Genomic DNA, 15,514 nt, shown 5'->3' on the forward strand with positions numbered 1-15,514 from the left:
GGGCGGCGCGCGGCGCGCTGGCAGGTCTTCGGACTCGTGGGCGCGACCCGGAGGTCACCTACTGGCCGTCGCTTCCCAGACCCGCGGGCCCAGTGCTCTGTGACGGCGGTCGTTCCCACTCACCGCTGCGGGGCAGTCCCGGACTCGCACCGGGGTTCCCTCTTGCCTCGACCGCCCGCGAGGACGGCCGAACCAGCTGCGAGCGACACCATATATGGGTACGACCACGAAACACCAACACCACATCATGTGTCGGCGTGTCGCGACGCGACCAGCCGTCGACGCGTACGACCACCGCGACGCCAGCGCGGTGACGCGACACTCACACGGGACGCGGGGCGATCAGGTCGTCGGTGGCGAGGGCGATATCGGTGTACGGGACGGGAATGCTTTCCCCGTGGAGGTACTCCACCCGCGTCCGGTAGCCCGTCGAGATGGGCCCGGTGTGCTCGTAGATCGCCTCCTGCGTGACCACCCAGTAGACCGGATAGCCAGCCTGACCGTAGAGCTTGGCCTTGACGTTGAGATCCTGGATCGTGGTCTCGTCGGCGACCTCGACCACGAGCAGCACGTCGGAGGCGTCCCAGACCGAAAGCCTCGACCCGACTGACCCGATCGGCTCCGCGCCGGCCCGACGCACCCAGCAGTCCGGGTCGGGAAGCGACTCCCCCGTCGGCAGGGTCGCGGTCGTCACCCGCACCCCAGATCGCGGCAGCAGCGCCAGAAGCTGGCCGACCGTGTCCCCGTGCCACGAGCCGATCACCACGGGCCAGATCTCCCCCTCGATGAGCTCCACCCGGTGATCGAAGGCGCCCGCTTCCGATGCACGCACGAACTCGCTCCGGCTCCATCGGTAGGCGAGAACGGGCTGGGTCATAGGGTCGAGCCTACCAACCAGCCCGATCGCGGGGCCCGGTCGCGTCCACGGCCACTCAGCAGGTCACGCGGCGGGGCCGCCGTCCGGCGTACCGCCGGGTTCGGCGTCGGGCCGGCTCGGACCGGCGCGGTCGGCGGCGGGTTGCGGCTCGCGGGCGGCGAGTACGGCCTGGAGCGTCTCCTTGACGATCGCGGCGACCTCCACCGCCCGCTCCTGCACCGCGTCCTTGCGCCGGCGCCGGCGGCGGACCCGCCACGCCACCCACAGCACGGCGGCGGCGACGACCAGCAGCACGACGAGTTGTGACCACGGGACCGACCACGCCGCGGCGGAGGCGGTCGCCTGCGGGGTCTGCGGATCGAAGGCGTCGCCGTCCCGCGTCGGCACCGGGCGCAGCTCCACCGTGACGGCCGAGCGGAACGTGGGCCAGACGTCCGTGATGTCGGCCGAGAACGTCAGCGAGTTGGCCGGCAGCAGCTCCGGCATCTGGTCCAGGACCGCCTCGCGGCCGGGAAAGCCGAGCCGCCCGGGTACGACGAGAAGCTGCTCGGCGCTGAGGCGGACGTTGCCGGTGTTGGTGACGGTGTAGGTCACGTGCACGTCGCCCGGCTCCAGCGGGTTGGCGGTGCCCGAGTAGCCGATCGTGAGGTCGGAGATCTCCAGCTGCGGGCGCAGCTCGCCGCCGATCCTGGTGTACATCCGGGTCCCGAGGCGGCGGTCCACGACGACCGCGCGCCCCTTGTCGTCGACGCCCGGGGAGCGGTACGACGTGACGATGCCGCCGGTGTGGTCCCCGCTCTCCGTGTCGGCCGGCACCACCATCGTGAACGGCACGTCGACGAATTTCTTCGGCGGCACCTCGATGGCGGCGGTGTCCAGCACGATCCACTTGCCCACGTCGGTCGGGGGTTTGCCGGCCGGCAGCAGGTCGAGCGCGCCGGTGGAGGTGGTCAGGGCGTCGCTGGCGTACACGGTCAGCGTCAGTGGCTTGTCGCCGAGGTTGCGTACCCGGACGCTGTCCTCGATCCGCTGGCCGGGTACCAGGTCGTAGGAGAAGTTCGGGCGCTCGGGCTGGTCCTTGGTCGGCGTGGGCCGCACCGACCAGGTCAGCGTCGAGTCCTCGTTCGGAGCCTGGCGAACCGGCGGTGCGGCGGCGGCCGGCGTGGCCGGCGTCAGGCTCGCGGCGCCGAGGAGCGCGACGGCGAGCGCGGCCAGCGCCGTGGCCGGGCGACTGAGCGGCCGGGCGAAGGGTGACATACTCGGACCTGTCCCGTCATGGCTGGTACCAGTGGTGATGGGCGGGCGGCCGGGACCCGGCGCATTCGGGTCCCGGCCGCGTTTCGTGCGCCTAGGAGAGCGCGGTGATGGTCAGCGTGGCGGTGTAGCTGCCCGCTGGGGTCCCCGCCGGCAGGCGCAGGTCGAGGTCGGCGCCGACGCTGGCGGTGCCGGCCGCGTGCCCGCCGGCCGCAGCGGCCAGCGTGGACGACTCGGTCAGGCCGTTACCGGCTTCGATGCCCGCGGCGACCGCCGCACCGGCCGTCGCCCCGGCTCCGGCCGTGAGCACCTTCGGCGACCAACCGAGGTACTTGCCCGAGAGGCCACCGGAGAAGTCGGAGACCTGCCCGGAGACCGACCACTCGGGGCCGCTCGTGCGGGTGTCGGTCACCGAGATCGGGTCGATCGCGCCGGTGGCTTGCAGGTAGGTGCCCTGGTCGGTGGTCTCGCCCAGGTTCACCGCCTGGTCGCCGTCGATGCTCCACAGGAACTCGCCGGGCTCGACACCCTCCGGCACGGTGACGCTGATCGACTGCTTGCCGTCACCCGGTCCGGGGTCGACCGTGCCGCCGTCGTAGCTGACGGTGATCGCGGACGGCGCCTTGTACGGGTCGGCCGAGCCACCGCTGCTGTACCAGTAGGACGTCAGCCCGCTCTCGTAGTGGAAGTCGACCCAGCTGGCCGGCCAGGAGCCCCAGCCGGTGACGGTACGGTTCTGCGGCGTACCGCCGGAGCCGGCCGGCGGCTCGTACTCCACGCCCGCGTAGTCCGGCGTGACGGTGAAGCCGGTGCCGCCGGCGTCCACGTTGGACAGGTCGGCGACCACGATGCCGTCCACCGGGTCCAGCGGGACCTTGACGGTCGGGTCCTCCATGGACGAGCCGTAGCCGAACAGCGTGGCCACCACCTGGCCGGAGCCGTCCGCGGCGACCGTCACGACCGGGTCCTCGATCGTAAACGGCACCAGGCCGCCGTAGAAGTTGATCGAGAGCTGGCCGGTGAAGGAGAGCTGCGCCTCGCCCGTCTCCGGGTTTACCGTGCCCGTGCCGCCGGACCAGACCACCTTCTGGTTGACCGCCCGGGTGGGTGCGCCGTTGCACTTGTTCGCCCAGGTCGGGGCCGCGCCGTCCTTGAGCACGGCCACATCGCCCACGGTGGTCTGGTAGCTGGTCTGGGTGCCGTCGGACTCTCCGGCGGAGAGGTAGTTGCAGCCGCCGAACGGGGGCGCGGACTGGAGTTCGGCGCTCACCCCCCATTCGAAGACCGCGTCGTCGATCGTCTGGGGAGCGGCCGACGCGGGTGCGGCGCCGACGGCCACACCGCCGGCGACGACCGTGCCGGCTACGGCGATCGCCGCGAGCCGCCGACCCACGCCCAGCGGGCGCACCGATCGGTCGAGGTGGGACATGGACAGGTACCTCCTTATTGTGGTGACACAGGTGGAGTGAGGTCGTTGGCGGAGGTGGAGCGCCTGCGCCGCCGCCACCAGAGCCCGCCGCCGGCGAGGACCACGAGCAGCCCCACGACGGTGGCCAGGACGGGCAGGCTCACACCGCCGGTGCTGCGCACGGTCCGGGCGTTTCCGGCCAGCTGCCCCGGCTCGCTGTCGCCGTCCGCGCCCGGTACCAGGTCGGCGCCGGTCGCACCCGGCTGCGCGCTCTCCCGCGTTCCCGCGGCGGGCGCGCCGGTCGACGAGGTCCCGGTCCGCGGGGCGTTGCCGGCGCTCGACGGCGGTCGGCCGGTGCCGCCCGCGCTCGGCCGCGGCAGGGCGGCGGCCGGTGCGTCGCCCTGGAACTTGACCGGCGTGAACTTCTCGTTCGTCGCGCTGGCCACGCCGTGCGCGCCGATCGTGAAGACGCCGCACTGGACCTTCCGGCAGTCGTAGGTTCGGCTCCCGCCACCGGCGGTGGTGGTCGTGAAGGTGGCGCCGAAGATCCGCAGGGTGGTGCTCCAGTTGCCGTTGTCGTCCATGTGGAAGTCGGTCGCCTCGCCGGACGCCCCACCCTTGGTGAAGGAGATCAGGCGCATCGAACCGCTACCGTCGTCCCGGGTACCGGCGTCGCCCGCCTCGCCCGGATACGCGTACGTGACGCCGACGGTGCCGTCGTTGTTGCTGGAGTTGCGGATGCTCGGTCCAAAGTGGTCGGCGGCGGCGACCCAGCCGAAGAAGACGTAGACGCCGCCGAACACGCTCACGCCGGGGGCGTGCGGCGGGACGAGATAGCTCTTGCCGGTGACGGTGACGGTGGAGATCCGGTCGGCCGGCAGCGTACCGGGCGACACGGCCAGCGAAGGGCTGGCGGCGCGTCGGGCGGCGACGGCGCCGGTGGCCGCAGTCGCCGCCAGCGCCACGGCGAGCGCGAGGACGGATACGGCGCGGGCAGCGCGGTGCATCATGGCTGCTCCCATCTCAGGTGATCGACGCGACGGTGGTGCCGGTTGGGCCCGGGCCGGGAAGGTTCGCGGTGCCGGACCCGCCGCGCCGCGGGACGACGAGCACGGCGCCGGTGCGGGGGTGGCGCAGCACCTCGATCGGGTACTGGTAGACCTCGCTGAGCCGCTCGGCGGTCAGCACCTCGACCGGCGGTCCGGCGGCGACCACCCGTCCCGCCGAGAGCACGGCCACCGCGTCGGCGTACGCCGCGGCCAGCCCGAGGTCGTGCAGCACGACCAGGACGGCGTCGCCGCGGGCGGCCCGCTGCCGGGCCAGGCCGAGGATCCGCTCCTGGTGTCCGATGTCGAGCGAGGCGGTGGGCTCGTCGAGCAGCAGCGCGGCGGGCTCCTGGGCCAGGACCCGGGCGAGCGCGGCCCGGGCGCGTTCGCCGCCGGAGAGCGAGGTGTAGACCCGGTCGGCGAACGCCTCGACGTCGGTCTCGGCGAGGGCGCCGGCGATGACCTCGTCGTCCCAGTCCTCGGCCGGCGTTCCCGCCCAGGGCGCCCGTCCCATGCGCACGATCTGGGTGACCGTGAACGGGAACGACACGTCCACCCGCTGCAGCAGGACACCGCGGCGCAGCGCCATCTCGGTGGCGGACCACGAGTACATCGGCTCGCCGTCGACGGTGACGCTGCCCTGCTCCGGCGCGTGGTCTCCGGCCAGCACGCCGAGCAGGGTGGACTTGCCGGCGCCGTTGGGGCCGACCACCGCCAGCACCTCCCCGGCCCGCACGGTGAGGTCGACCTCGCGCAGCACCGGGGTGCCGCCCAGCGACACCGACACGCCCCGGGCCTCGAGCACGGCGGCACCCTCCGGCATCCGGGCGGGCACCCGCGGCGGGCGGCGCCACAGGCCGTCGAGCACGGTCATGCCCAGCCTCCGGCGCGGGCCCGGGCCCGCATCAGCAGCCAGAAGAAGAACGGGCCGCCGACCAGCGCGGTGAGCATCCCGATCGGCAGGTCCGCGTAGTCGACCGCGGTGCGGGCCACCAGGTCCGCCAGGCTGAGCACCAGGGCCCCGCCCACCGCGCTGCCGGGCAGGAGCGAGCGGTGCGACGGGCCGATCGCCATCCGGATCAGGTGTGGCACGACGAGCCCGACAAAGGCGATGATCCCGGCGAACGCCACGCCCGCGGCCACCATCAGGGTGGTGAGCACGATCGCGGTCAGCCGGAGGCGCTCGACGTGGACGCCGAGGTGGCGGGCGGCCCGCTCGCCGAGCGCGAGCAGGTCCAGGCGGCCGGCGAGCGTCCAGGCCGCGACCAGCGCGACGAGCATCAGCGGCGCGACCGCCTGCACCTGCACCCAGCGGCTGCCGTTGAGGCTGCCGAGCTGCCAGAACACGATCTGCTCGCGGGCCGCGGTGTCGCCCAGGAACACGAAGTAGGCGATGAGCGCGCTGGCCACCGCGTTGACGGCGATGCCCATCAGCACCAGCGTCACGACCTCGGTGCGGCCGCCGCGCCGGGCCAGCCCGTACACGATGACCGTGGTGACCAGGGCGGTGACGAAGGCGGCGGCGGGGATGGTCATCGGCCCGAGGAAGGCCCAGCCGAACACGATGACCGCGCACGCGCCCACGCCGGCGCCGGCCGAGACGCCGATCACCCCGGGCTCGGCCAGCGGGTTGCCGAAGATGCCCTGCATCACCGCGCCGGCCACGCCCAGCCCGGCGCCCACCAGCAGCCCCATCATCAGCCGGGGAAACCGGATGTTCCAGAGCGCCGCCTCGCCGTTGGGGTGGCTGGGCAGGTCGCCGGCGTTCAGCCCCAGCCGGTGCAGCACCGAGCCGATCACCTCGTCGGGTGGTACGTGGAGCTGGCCCGCGCCCGCCGAGACCAGCAGCGTCACGACGAGGGCGACCAGCAGCGCCGCGATCACGGCCGTCGCCCGCGCGGTGCGGGCCGGTGCCGGCGCGAGGTCACCGGTCGCCACCCGGTCGCGCGTGGACGGCCGGTCGATCGACCGGGGTGCCGCCGCGGTACTCACGGGCGGATCGCCTGGCGGTAGATGGCCTCGGCGAGCGCCTGGAGGGTCGCCGGAAACTGCGGGCCGAAGCTGAGGATCTGGTAGTCGCTCATGTCGACGACGCACGAGTGCGCGCCGGCGGAGGTGTCCGCCACCCCGGGGACCTTCCGCAGCCCGTCGATGCCGCCGACCGACTCCAGCCCGTGCGTCATCATCAGGTAGAGGTCGGGGTTCGCCGTCGCCAGCCCTTCGGCGTTGAGCGGCCGCATACCGGAAAGGCCGGCCTCGGTGGCGACGTCGATCCCGCCGAGGTCGTGGATCAGGTCGTCGGCGCCCGAGCCCTTGCCGAACCAGTAGTACACGCCGGCGTTGCCGCGCATGTAGAGGAAGACCATCCGCAGCCGGTGCGCCGGGTCCGCCGGGGCGAGCTCGGCGACCCGGGCCTGGGCCGCCTCGGTCTCGCCGCGTACGCGCGCGGCGAGCCGCTCGCCCAGCCGCGGTACCCCGAGCGCCTCGGCGACCGCTTCGATCTGCGGGCCGATCAGGTCGCGGGAGCGCTGGTCGCTCATGATGACCACGGGTATCCCGGAGTCCCGCAGCTGAAGCTGCACCTCCAGCGGGCCGATGCTGTAGTCGGTCAGGATCACCGACGGCCGCAGGTCCAGGATGGCCTCGCCGTTGAGCTCGTGGCCGTTGCGGGTCACCAACGGCAGGTGGCGCAGCTCGGGGAGGCCGGTGGACACGTCCCGCCCGACCAGCCGGTCGCCCAGCCCGAGGGCGTAGACGGTCGTGGCCAGCGTGCCGTACATGTCGAGCGCCAGGATCCGGCTGGCGTCCGTGATGGTGACCGGCTTCCCGGTGATGTCGGTGTACGTCACGGGCAGTCGCGGCTCGGGGTCGGTCGCGATCACCTCGACGCTCGGCTCCGACCGCGCCGTCGCCGGCCCCACGCACTCCGGGCGCCCGTCAGCGGCCGGACCGTCCGAAGTGTCCGGTGTGCCGATGGCCGAGCAGCCGGCGACCAGCGCCAGGGCGGCGAGTGCGCCACACGCGCGTACGGCCAGGGATCTCCGCTTCGGCCACCTCGCCGTGTCGTACACCGGACCCATCACCACTTTCGGTGCGAACTCGCGCCGCGCCACCATCGCCACGCAAGGCACGAGGACCGCGAGGTTAGGTAAGGCTTACCTTAGTTGGTATCCTGACCACTTCCCCGGTGTCCGTCAAGGAGGAGATCGCAAGATCACATACGGCCGGCGAGGAGGCCGCCGTGGCGCCGTGGTTAGGTTAGCCTAATCTACGCTCGGGCGACAGGTCGCCGGTGCGACGCCTACGCGGGGTCGGGTGTGAGCTGGGTGCGAACCAGTTCGGCGAAGCGCCCGTCGCGGGCCAGCAGGTCGTCCGGCCGCCCCTGTTCGACGACCCGGCCGTGTTCGAGCATGACGACCCGGTCGGCGGTGCGGATGGTGGTCAGGCGGTGCGCGATGACCAGCGTGGTGTGGCCGCTCCGGGTGGCGGCGATCGCGGCGGCCAGCTGCCGCTCGCTCTCGGTGTCCAGGTTGGACACCGCCTCGTCGAGCACCAGGATCGGCGTACCGGCGAGCAGCGCGCGGGCGATGGAGAGGCGCTGGCGCTGGCCGCCGGAGAGCAGGTTGCCCAGCTCACCCGCGACGGTGTCGTAGCCGTCCGGCAGGTCGGTGACGAACTCGTGCGCCTGCGCCGTACGCGCGGCCGCCTCGATCTGGTCCCGGGTGGCGTCCGGGCGGCCGAGGCGCAGGTTGTCGGCGATGGAGATGTTGAACAGGTGCACGTCCTGCGGCACGTACGCGACGAGGCGGCGCAGGTCGGCGTCAGCGATCGTGCGCAGGTCGTGCCCGCCGATGGTGATGGCACCGCCGCCGACGTCCCACAGCCGCAGCAGCAGGTGCGCCGAGGTGGACTTGCCGGCGCCGGAGTGGCCGACCAGGGCGACGGTCTCCCCCGGCTCGATCGTGAAGTCGAGGTCCTGTACCGCCGGCGGCAGGTCCGGAGCGTAGCGGAAGGTGACCGCGCGGTACTCGACCCGCGGCCGTACGTCGCGGACGTCGGCGGGGCGCTCCGGATCGGGTACGGCGCGCGGGACGGCGAGCAGGTCGAGCACCCGTACCGCGGCGGCGGAGACGATGCCGACCTCGCGGGCCACGTCGACGACGGCGGTAACCGGGGCGAGGGAGAACGCGGCCAGGACCACCGCGGCGGGCAGCAGGTCGGCGGGCAGGTCTCCGGCGGCGACCAGCGAGCCGCCGACGACCAGGGCGGCGAGGACGCCGAGCGTGACGATCGCGTCGGTGGCGGCGAGCTCGACGCCGGCGCGGCGGCTGTGCGCGGTACGGGCGGCGTCGAGCGCGCGGCCCGAGTCCCGCAGCCGGCGGGCCTGGGCGCGGCCGGCGCCGAAGGCGAGCACCTCGCGCAGCCCCTGGAGCGCGTCGACGGCCTCGGCGTTGAGCGCCCCGGCGGCCGACCGTACGGCGGTGCCGTCCGCCTCGGCACGGCGGCGCAGCCAGATCGGGACGCTGGCGAGCGCGGCGAGCACCGGCAGCAGGGCCAGCGCGAGCGTCGGGTCGAGGAACGCCAGCGCCACCAGCGCGCCGGCCGGCACGACGGCGGCGGAGACCAGCGGGCTGAGCGTGTGCGCGAAGAACGTCTCGAGCAGCTCGACGTCGCTGATCGCGGTGGAGCCGAGCTCACCGGAGCGGCGGGACAGCAGGTCGCCGGGGGACATCCGGGCGAACGAGTCGTAGACCCGGCCGCGCACGTCGACCAGTACCCGGAACGCGACGACGTGCGCGAGCTGGGTCTCCGCCCACGGCGCGACGACCAGCGGGACGACGAGCGCGAGCAGCAGCAGGAAGCCGCCGCGCAGGTCGGCGGCGGGGGTGCCGGTCAGCGCCCGGCCGACCAGCAGCGCGCCGAGCACGGCGCTGGCGATCGTGAACACGTGGTTGGCGACGCCGGAGACGATCGCCACCGCGATGATGCGCCGGTGACCGCGCAGCAGCCGCGCGAGGGGGAGCAGGCGGGTCATGACGGGTTCTCCTCCCGGGTGGTGCCGGCCGCGACGAGCCGGGCGAACGCGCCGGGCCGGGCCAGCAGCTCGTCGTGGCTGCCGCTCTCGGCGATCGCGCCGCGGTCGAGCACCACGATCCGGTCGGCGGCGCGCACGGTGGAGAGGCGGTGCGCGATGGTCAGCGTGGTACGCCCCTGCGCGGCCCGGCGCAGCGCCTGCGCGATCGACCGCTCGTTGGCACCGTCCACACTGGAGGTCGCCTCGTCCAGGACGAGCACGGGCGCGTCGGCGAGCAGCGCGCGGGCGATGGCGAGCCGCTGGCGTTCGCCGCCGGAGAGCTTCATTCCCCGCTCCCCCACCACCGTGTCCAGGCCGTCCGGCAGCGCGTCGACGAACGTGACCGCGTTCGCCGCGGCGAGGGCCTCGCGCAGCTCGGCGGCGGTGGCGTCCGGGCGGGCGAGTGTGAGGTTGTCCCGGACCGAGCGGTGGAACAGGTACGTGTCCTGGGAGACCACGGCCACCTGGCGGCGCAGGGCGTCCAGGTCCCAGCCGGTGACCGGTACCCCGCCGAGCAGGACCGCGCCCCGCTGCGGGTCGAACCAGCGCAGCAGCAGCCCGATCAGCGTCGTCTTGCCGGCGCCGGAACGGCCGACGACGGCGACGTGCTCGCCGGCGCCGATGCCCAGGGTGAGGTCGCGGACGGCGGGTTCGGCCCGGCCGGGATAGGTGAAGGTGACCGCGTCGAAGTCGAGGGCCAGCGAACGGCCCCGCGGCGTCCGGGGCTGGGCCGGCGGCCTGACCGGCGGGTCGGCGTCGAGGATCTCGAAGATGCCGGTGGCCGCGGAGAGGGCCGGGTAGCCGGCGTGGAACGCGTTCTGCAGGTCGCGCAGCGGGCGGAAGCACTCCCGGGTGAGCAGCAGGATCATCAGCAGCGACAGGGCCGGCAGCGCGCCCTCGGCGTTGCGGACCGCGCCGAGGCCGGCGGCGAACGCGGTGCCGAACCCGACCGCGAGCCCGACGACGCCGACGTAGAGGACGGTGACCGCGCAGAGGCGGATGGAGACGCGGCAGAAGTCCTTGGCCTTCTCGGTCAGTTCCCAGCCGCGCCGCCGGGCCGCGCCGAAGACCTTGAGGGTGGCCATGCCCTGGATGGCGTCGAGGTTCTCCGCGTAGAGGGCGCGGTAGGCGGCCATCCACGGGTCCATCCGGCTGGCCAGGACCTTCTGCGACAGCTGCGGTACGACCGGGACGACGAGCGCGCAGGCCAGGACGACCGTGCCGACGACCGGGTCGAGAGCGAGCAGGAAGCCGGCGATCGCGGCGGCACCGACGATGGCCGCGATCGCCTGCGGGAGGAACCGACCGACGTACGCGTCGAGCGCCTCGACGCCGTCGACCAATGTGGACTGTACGGCGCCGGTGCGGCGGCGGCGCACGTCGGCCGGGCCGAGCCGCAGCAGCTGGGCGTACAGGTCGTCGCGGACCGCCTCCTTGACCGCCGCGGCCGCGCCCGCCGCCGCGACCTCCCGCCGCCACTGGAGCGCGGCCCGGGCCGCCTGCACCGCGACGAGGCCGACCAGCGCGGGTACCGAGCCGGCCAGCCCGCCGCCCTCGATGACGTCGTCGACGACGACCGCGAGCAGCAGGCCCTGCCCGGCGTAGCTGGCGGTGATCGCGACGCAGAGCCCGACGAGCTCGGCCATCCGCCACCGGGAGCGCAGCGACCAGCGCAGCGGCCGGCCGTTGGTGCTCATCGGACCGCGAGCAGGACGCGGTCGTCCAGGTCCTGCCAGATCGTGCCGATCTCCCGGAAGCCGGCCTCGGTCAGCGCGGTCACGTGGGTGGCCAGCGAGGTGAGCCGGTCGCCGTCGCGCGGCCCGTACCGCTCGTCGGCCCGCGCCCGCCGCTCCTGCCGTTGCCGGGCCTCGTCGGCCAGCGCGCCGCCGGCGAGGCTCCACCAGCGCTCCCAGTCCGGCACACCCTCCACTGTGAACGCCTGGTGCGCCGCCCGCTCGTTGGCGTCGTCGGCCAGCCGCTCGTGCGTGGCCTGGCCGGGGTCGTAGGGCAGGTTGTCGCCGTTGAGCAGCACCCCGCCCGGCCGGACCAGCCGGCCCACCCGCTGGTACAGGGAGAACAGCGCGCCGGGGTCGAGCCAGTGCAGGGCGGTGGTGGAGACGGCCGCGTCCACCGCCTCCACGCCGAGCTGGGCGGTCCACGATGGATCGCGCAGGTCGGCGTCGACCCAGCGCAGCCGGTCGCCGTAGCCGGTCAGGGCCTCGCGGCCGAGCCGCAGCAGCAGTGGGTCGGCGTCGACCGCGATCGCGGTGGCCGCCGGGTAGGCGTCGAGGATGCGCTGCGACAGCGAGCCGGGACCGCAGCCCAGGTCCAGCACGGTGAACCGGTCGCCGAGGACGGCGCCGAGCGTGCGGACCATGGCGGCGAAGCGCTCCTCCCGCCGCGGCAGGTATCCGGTCTGCTGCGCGTCCCAAGTGGACAGCAGGTCGGTCCAGGACGGCTGGGCGTCCACAGTGGTCATGACGGTACTCCTTCGGGGTCGGCGGTTGGCAGGTGGCGGAAGTAGTCGCGGGCGGCGAGCAGGTCCCGGGTGACCGGGTGGCGGTCCTGGCCGGCGGGCAGCTCGTCGACGATCCGGCCGGCGTGCATGACCAGCACCCGGTCGGCGAGCTGCTCCACCACGCCCAGGTCGTGCGAGATGAGCAGCATGCTGGGGCCGTCGCCGCGCAGCTGCCGGAGCAGGCGGATGAACGCGGCGCGGTGGGTGGAGTCGAGCGCGCTGACCGGCTCGTCGAGGATGAGCAGGTCGGGCTCGCCGGCCAGGGCGCGGGCGAGCACGGCCCGCTGCCGCTCGCCGCCGGAGAGCTGCCAGGGCCGCCGCTCGGCGTGCGCCCCGGTCAGCCCCACCCGCTCCAGCAGCGCCGTCCGCCGCGCGGGTATCCGCGCCGACGGTACCCGATGGAGCTGGAGCGCCTCGTCGAGTGCGGGCCCGACGGCCTGGCGGCGGTCGAGCGCCGCGGCCGGGTCCTGGAAGACGAGGTGTATCCGCTGACCGTCCATTGTGACCGTCCCGGCGCGGCGCGGCTCGATGCCGGCGAGCGCTCGGGCCAATGTGGACTTTCCGCAGCCGGAGTTGCCGACGACCGCGACCACCTCGCCGCGCCGGACCGTGAGGCCGACACCGGCGAGGGCGGTGACCGGCGGGCGGCGGTCGCGGCCCGGGTAGGTGACGCGCAGGTCGCGGGCGGTCAGCAGCGGCGGCCCGGACGGCGGCGGCGCGGCGGGCGGATCGGGCAGGTCGGCGGCGGCGACCAGGCTCCGGGTGACCGCGTGACCGGGCCGGCTGAGCACGGTGGAGGCCGGGCCGGACTCGACGACGCGGCCGGCGTCGAACACCGCGATCGTGTCGGCCAGCCGGGCGGCCATCCCCAGCTCGTGGGTGATGACCACGAGCGTGGTGCCGAGCCGCCGCTGGATCCGGCGCAGCAGCTCGACCACGCCGACCGCGGCGGTGGCGTCCAGGGCGCTGGTCGGCTCGTCGGCGATCAGCACCTGGGGTTCGCCGGCGAGGGCGAGCGCGAGCAGCACCCGCTGCCGCATCCCGCCGGACAGCTCGCCCGGCCGCTGCCGGGCGACCCGTTCCGGGTCCTCGATACCGACCAGCGCGAGCAGCTCGCGGGCGCTGCGGCTTCCACTGTGGAGGGTGACGGCGGAGGCGAGCTGGGCGCCGACCCGGCGCAGCGGGTTGAGCGTGCTGCCGACGTCCTGCGGGACGTAGGCGACGACCCGGCCGCGAACCGCGCGCAGCCCGGCCTCGCCCAGCCCGACCAGCTCGTGCCCGGCCACCCGCGCGGAGCCGCCGACCCGCGCGGCCAGGTGCGGCGGGAAGAGCCCGAGCGCGCCGAGCACGGTCATCGTCTTGCCGCTGCCGCTCGGCCCGACGATCGCGAGCGTGCCGCCGGGCGGGGCGGTGAGGGTGGCGCCGGCGACGACCCGGGCGCCGTTCACGTCGACGGTGAGGGCGGCGATCCGCAGACCGCCGCCGGGCTCGGGCGCCGCCGCGGTCTTCGCCGCCGCGCCGGTCCAGCTCTTTCCGGCGGTACGCGTGGTGCCGTGCGTGAACCATCCGCCGAGCCGGTCGGCGAGCAGGTTGCCGGCGACCGCGACGGCGGCGACCGCGGTGGCCGGCGCGAGGAAGAGCCACGGGGCGGTGGAGAGGTACGGGCGGGACTCGACCAGCATCGTGCCCCACTCCGGCGCCGGCGGCTGGGCGCCGAGGCCGAGGAAGCTCAGCGTGGCCACCGCGACGATCACCTCGGCCGCCGTGATGCCGAGCAGTACGACGACCGGACCGCCCAGCGACGGCAGGATGTGGCGCAGCAGGATGCGGGCCGGCCCGGCGCCGAGCAGCCGCAGCGCCTGGTTGCTCGGCTCGCCCCGGCGCAGCCGCGTCTCGGTGCGGACCACGCGCGCGTACGGCGGCCAGAGCGTCAGCCCGAGCGCGAGGGCGACCTGCACCGGGCCGCCGCCGAGCAGGCCGGCCAGGACCAGCCCGAGCAGCAGCGTCGGCACGCTGGTCACGACGTCGACGAGCCGCAGCAGCGCGCGGTCGAGCAGGCCGCCGCGCCAGCCCGCGACCACGCCGACGCCGCCGCCGAGGAGCAGGCACATCAGCAGGACCACGCCGACCGCGACGACCGAGCCGCGGGCGCCGGCGACCACCCGGACCAGCTCGTCGCGGCCGAGGTGGTCGGTGCCGAGCCAGGCGTCCAGGCCCGGGGCGAGCAGGGCCCGGCCGAGGTCGGTGCGCCGTTCCCGGCCGCCGGTCAGCAGCGGACCGGCCACGCCCGCCACCACGAACGCGGCGACGGTGCCGGCCGCGACGGCATGCCGGACCCTCATGCGACTCCCGGCCTCTCCGGCCGCGGCGGCCTCATGCGGCGCGATGGGCTCGCGGGCGTCATGCCGTGCTCCGGGCGCGGGGGTCGACCAGCGCGGCCAGGGCCAGGCTCGCGCCGCGAGACACGATCACCACCACGGAGAGCAGCAGGACGCTGGCCTGCAGCGGCTGCCAGTCCCGGTACCGGAGCGCGGAGATCAGGTAGGAGCCGAGGCCGGGCCAGCCGAACACCTCCTCGACGACCAGCGTGCCCGTGCCCAGCGCGGCCAGGATGTTGCCGGCCACGACGAGGCTGGTGACCGCGGCGTTCGGCAGCGCGGTGCGCAGCAGGCAGGCCCCGCGGGAGAAGCCCTGGGCGCGGGCCATGACCAGGTACGGCTCGGCCATCACCTCGCGCAGCCGGGTCGAGAGCACCCGGCCGAGCGCCGCGCCGGCCGGCAGCCCGAGCACGAGGGCCGGCAGCACCAGGGCGCGGAGGCCGCCGGCCATCCCCTGGGTCGGAAACCAGCCCAGCCGCACCGAAAACTGGTCGACCAGCGCGAACGCCAGGGCGAACGCGGGCACCGACACCAGCAGCAGCGACAGGCCACGGGACACCGCGGGCAGCACGCGGCCGGTGGCGGCGTTTTCGACCAGGCCGATCGCGAGCCCCAGCAGCACCGCGACCAGGCTCCCGGCCAGCGCCAGCCGCAGGGTCGGGCCGATCCGCTCGACGACCTCGCCGGCGACCGGGCGGCCGGTACGCACCGACACGCCGAGGTCGCCGGTGACCGCGCGGCCGAGCATGTCCACGTACCGCTCGTGCGGGGGCAGGTCCAGGCCGAGGCGGTGCCGCTCCGCGGCGATCCGCTCCTGGGTGACCGGGCCGCCCTGCTCGCGTACGACCGAGGTGGCCGCGTCGCCCCGGGTCAGGCAGAGCAGGCCGAAGCTGACCAGCGAGATCACCAGTACCAGGGCCGCCATCTCGGCCACCCGGCCGGCCACCACCGCCACCGGC

At 74.7% G+C, this 15,514-nt stretch carries 12 protein-coding genes and 1 riboswitch; all 12 genes read right to left on the reverse strand.

From position 1 onward, the window contains the following. Positions 1-2: 2 nt before the first annotated feature. Positions 3-212: riboswitch (cobalamin riboswitch) on the reverse strand. Between the two features lie 110 nt (positions 213-322). After that, positions 323-877 (reverse strand): Uma2 family endonuclease, encoded by a 555-nt coding sequence (locus RB614_RS26330; protein ID WP_308715318.1) that lies wholly within the window; start codon positions 875-877, stop codon positions 323-325. A 63-nt stretch (positions 878-940) separates the two neighbouring features. Then, on the reverse strand, positions 941-2,134 hold the full coding sequence (locus tag RB614_RS26335; RefSeq protein ID WP_308715319.1) for a WxL protein peptidoglycan domain-containing protein: 1,194 nt from the start codon (positions 2,132-2,134) through the stop codon (positions 941-943). A 91-nt stretch (positions 2,135-2,225) separates the two neighbouring features. Beyond that, positions 2,226-3,560: a hypothetical protein gene (locus RB614_RS26340; protein ID WP_308715320.1), complete on the reverse strand. Its 1,335-nt coding sequence runs from the start codon at positions 3,558-3,560 to the stop codon at positions 2,226-2,228. A 14-nt stretch (positions 3,561-3,574) separates the two neighbouring features. Then, positions 3,575-4,549 (reverse strand): LPXTG cell wall anchor domain-containing protein, encoded by a 975-nt coding sequence (locus RB614_RS26345; RefSeq protein ID WP_308715321.1) that lies wholly within the window; start codon positions 4,547-4,549, stop codon positions 3,575-3,577. Between the two features lie 13 nt (positions 4,550-4,562). Next, positions 4,563-5,459: a heme ABC transporter ATP-binding protein gene (locus RB614_RS26350; RefSeq protein WP_308715322.1), complete on the reverse strand. Its 897-nt coding sequence runs from the start codon at positions 5,457-5,459 to the stop codon at positions 4,563-4,565. After that, entirely contained in the window at positions 5,456-6,577 is a 1,122-nt protein-coding gene (locus RB614_RS26355; protein ID WP_308715323.1) for a FecCD family ABC transporter permease, read from the reverse strand. Before RB614_RS26355 ends, RB614_RS26350 begins: the two co-directional genes overlap by 4 nt. Then, complete coding sequence (locus tag RB614_RS26360; protein WP_308715392.1) at positions 6,574-7,701, reverse strand: heme/hemin ABC transporter substrate-binding protein; 1,128 nt, start codon at positions 7,699-7,701, stop codon at positions 6,574-6,576. The genes RB614_RS26355 and RB614_RS26360 overlap by 4 nt, the downstream gene beginning before the upstream one ends. A 185-nt stretch (positions 7,702-7,886) precedes the next feature. After that, complete coding sequence (locus tag RB614_RS26365; RefSeq protein ID WP_308715324.1) at positions 7,887-9,620, reverse strand: ABC transporter ATP-binding protein; 1,734 nt, start codon at positions 9,618-9,620, stop codon at positions 7,887-7,889. Next, positions 9,617-11,356: an ABC transporter ATP-binding protein/permease gene (locus RB614_RS26370; protein ID WP_308715325.1), complete on the reverse strand. Its 1,740-nt coding sequence runs from the start codon at positions 11,354-11,356 to the stop codon at positions 9,617-9,619. The genes RB614_RS26365 and RB614_RS26370 overlap by 4 nt, the downstream gene beginning before the upstream one ends. Continuing rightward, positions 11,353-12,138, reverse strand: a complete 786-nt coding sequence (locus tag RB614_RS26375; RefSeq protein WP_308715326.1) for a class I SAM-dependent methyltransferase — start codon at positions 12,136-12,138, stop codon at positions 11,353-11,355. The genes RB614_RS26370 and RB614_RS26375 overlap by 4 nt, the downstream gene beginning before the upstream one ends. Continuing rightward, the gene (locus tag RB614_RS26380) at positions 12,135-14,519 is read right to left on the reverse strand and encodes an ABC transporter ATP-binding protein/permease (RefSeq protein ID WP_308715327.1); all 2,385 of its coding nucleotides are present in this window, start codon (positions 14,517-14,519) and stop codon (positions 12,135-12,137) included. Before RB614_RS26380 ends, RB614_RS26375 begins: the two co-directional genes overlap by 4 nt. 58 nt (positions 14,520-14,577) lie before the next feature. After that, positions 14,578-15,510: an ABC transporter permease gene (locus tag RB614_RS26385; protein ID WP_308715328.1), complete on the reverse strand. Its 933-nt coding sequence runs from the start codon at positions 15,508-15,510 to the stop codon at positions 14,578-14,580. Positions 15,511-15,514: the final 4 nt, after the last annotated feature.

Origin of the sequence: Phytohabitans maris, assembly GCF_031085175.1 — a bacterium.
Lineage (GTDB): Bacteria > Actinomycetota > Actinomycetes > Mycobacteriales > Micromonosporaceae > Phytohabitans > Phytohabitans maris.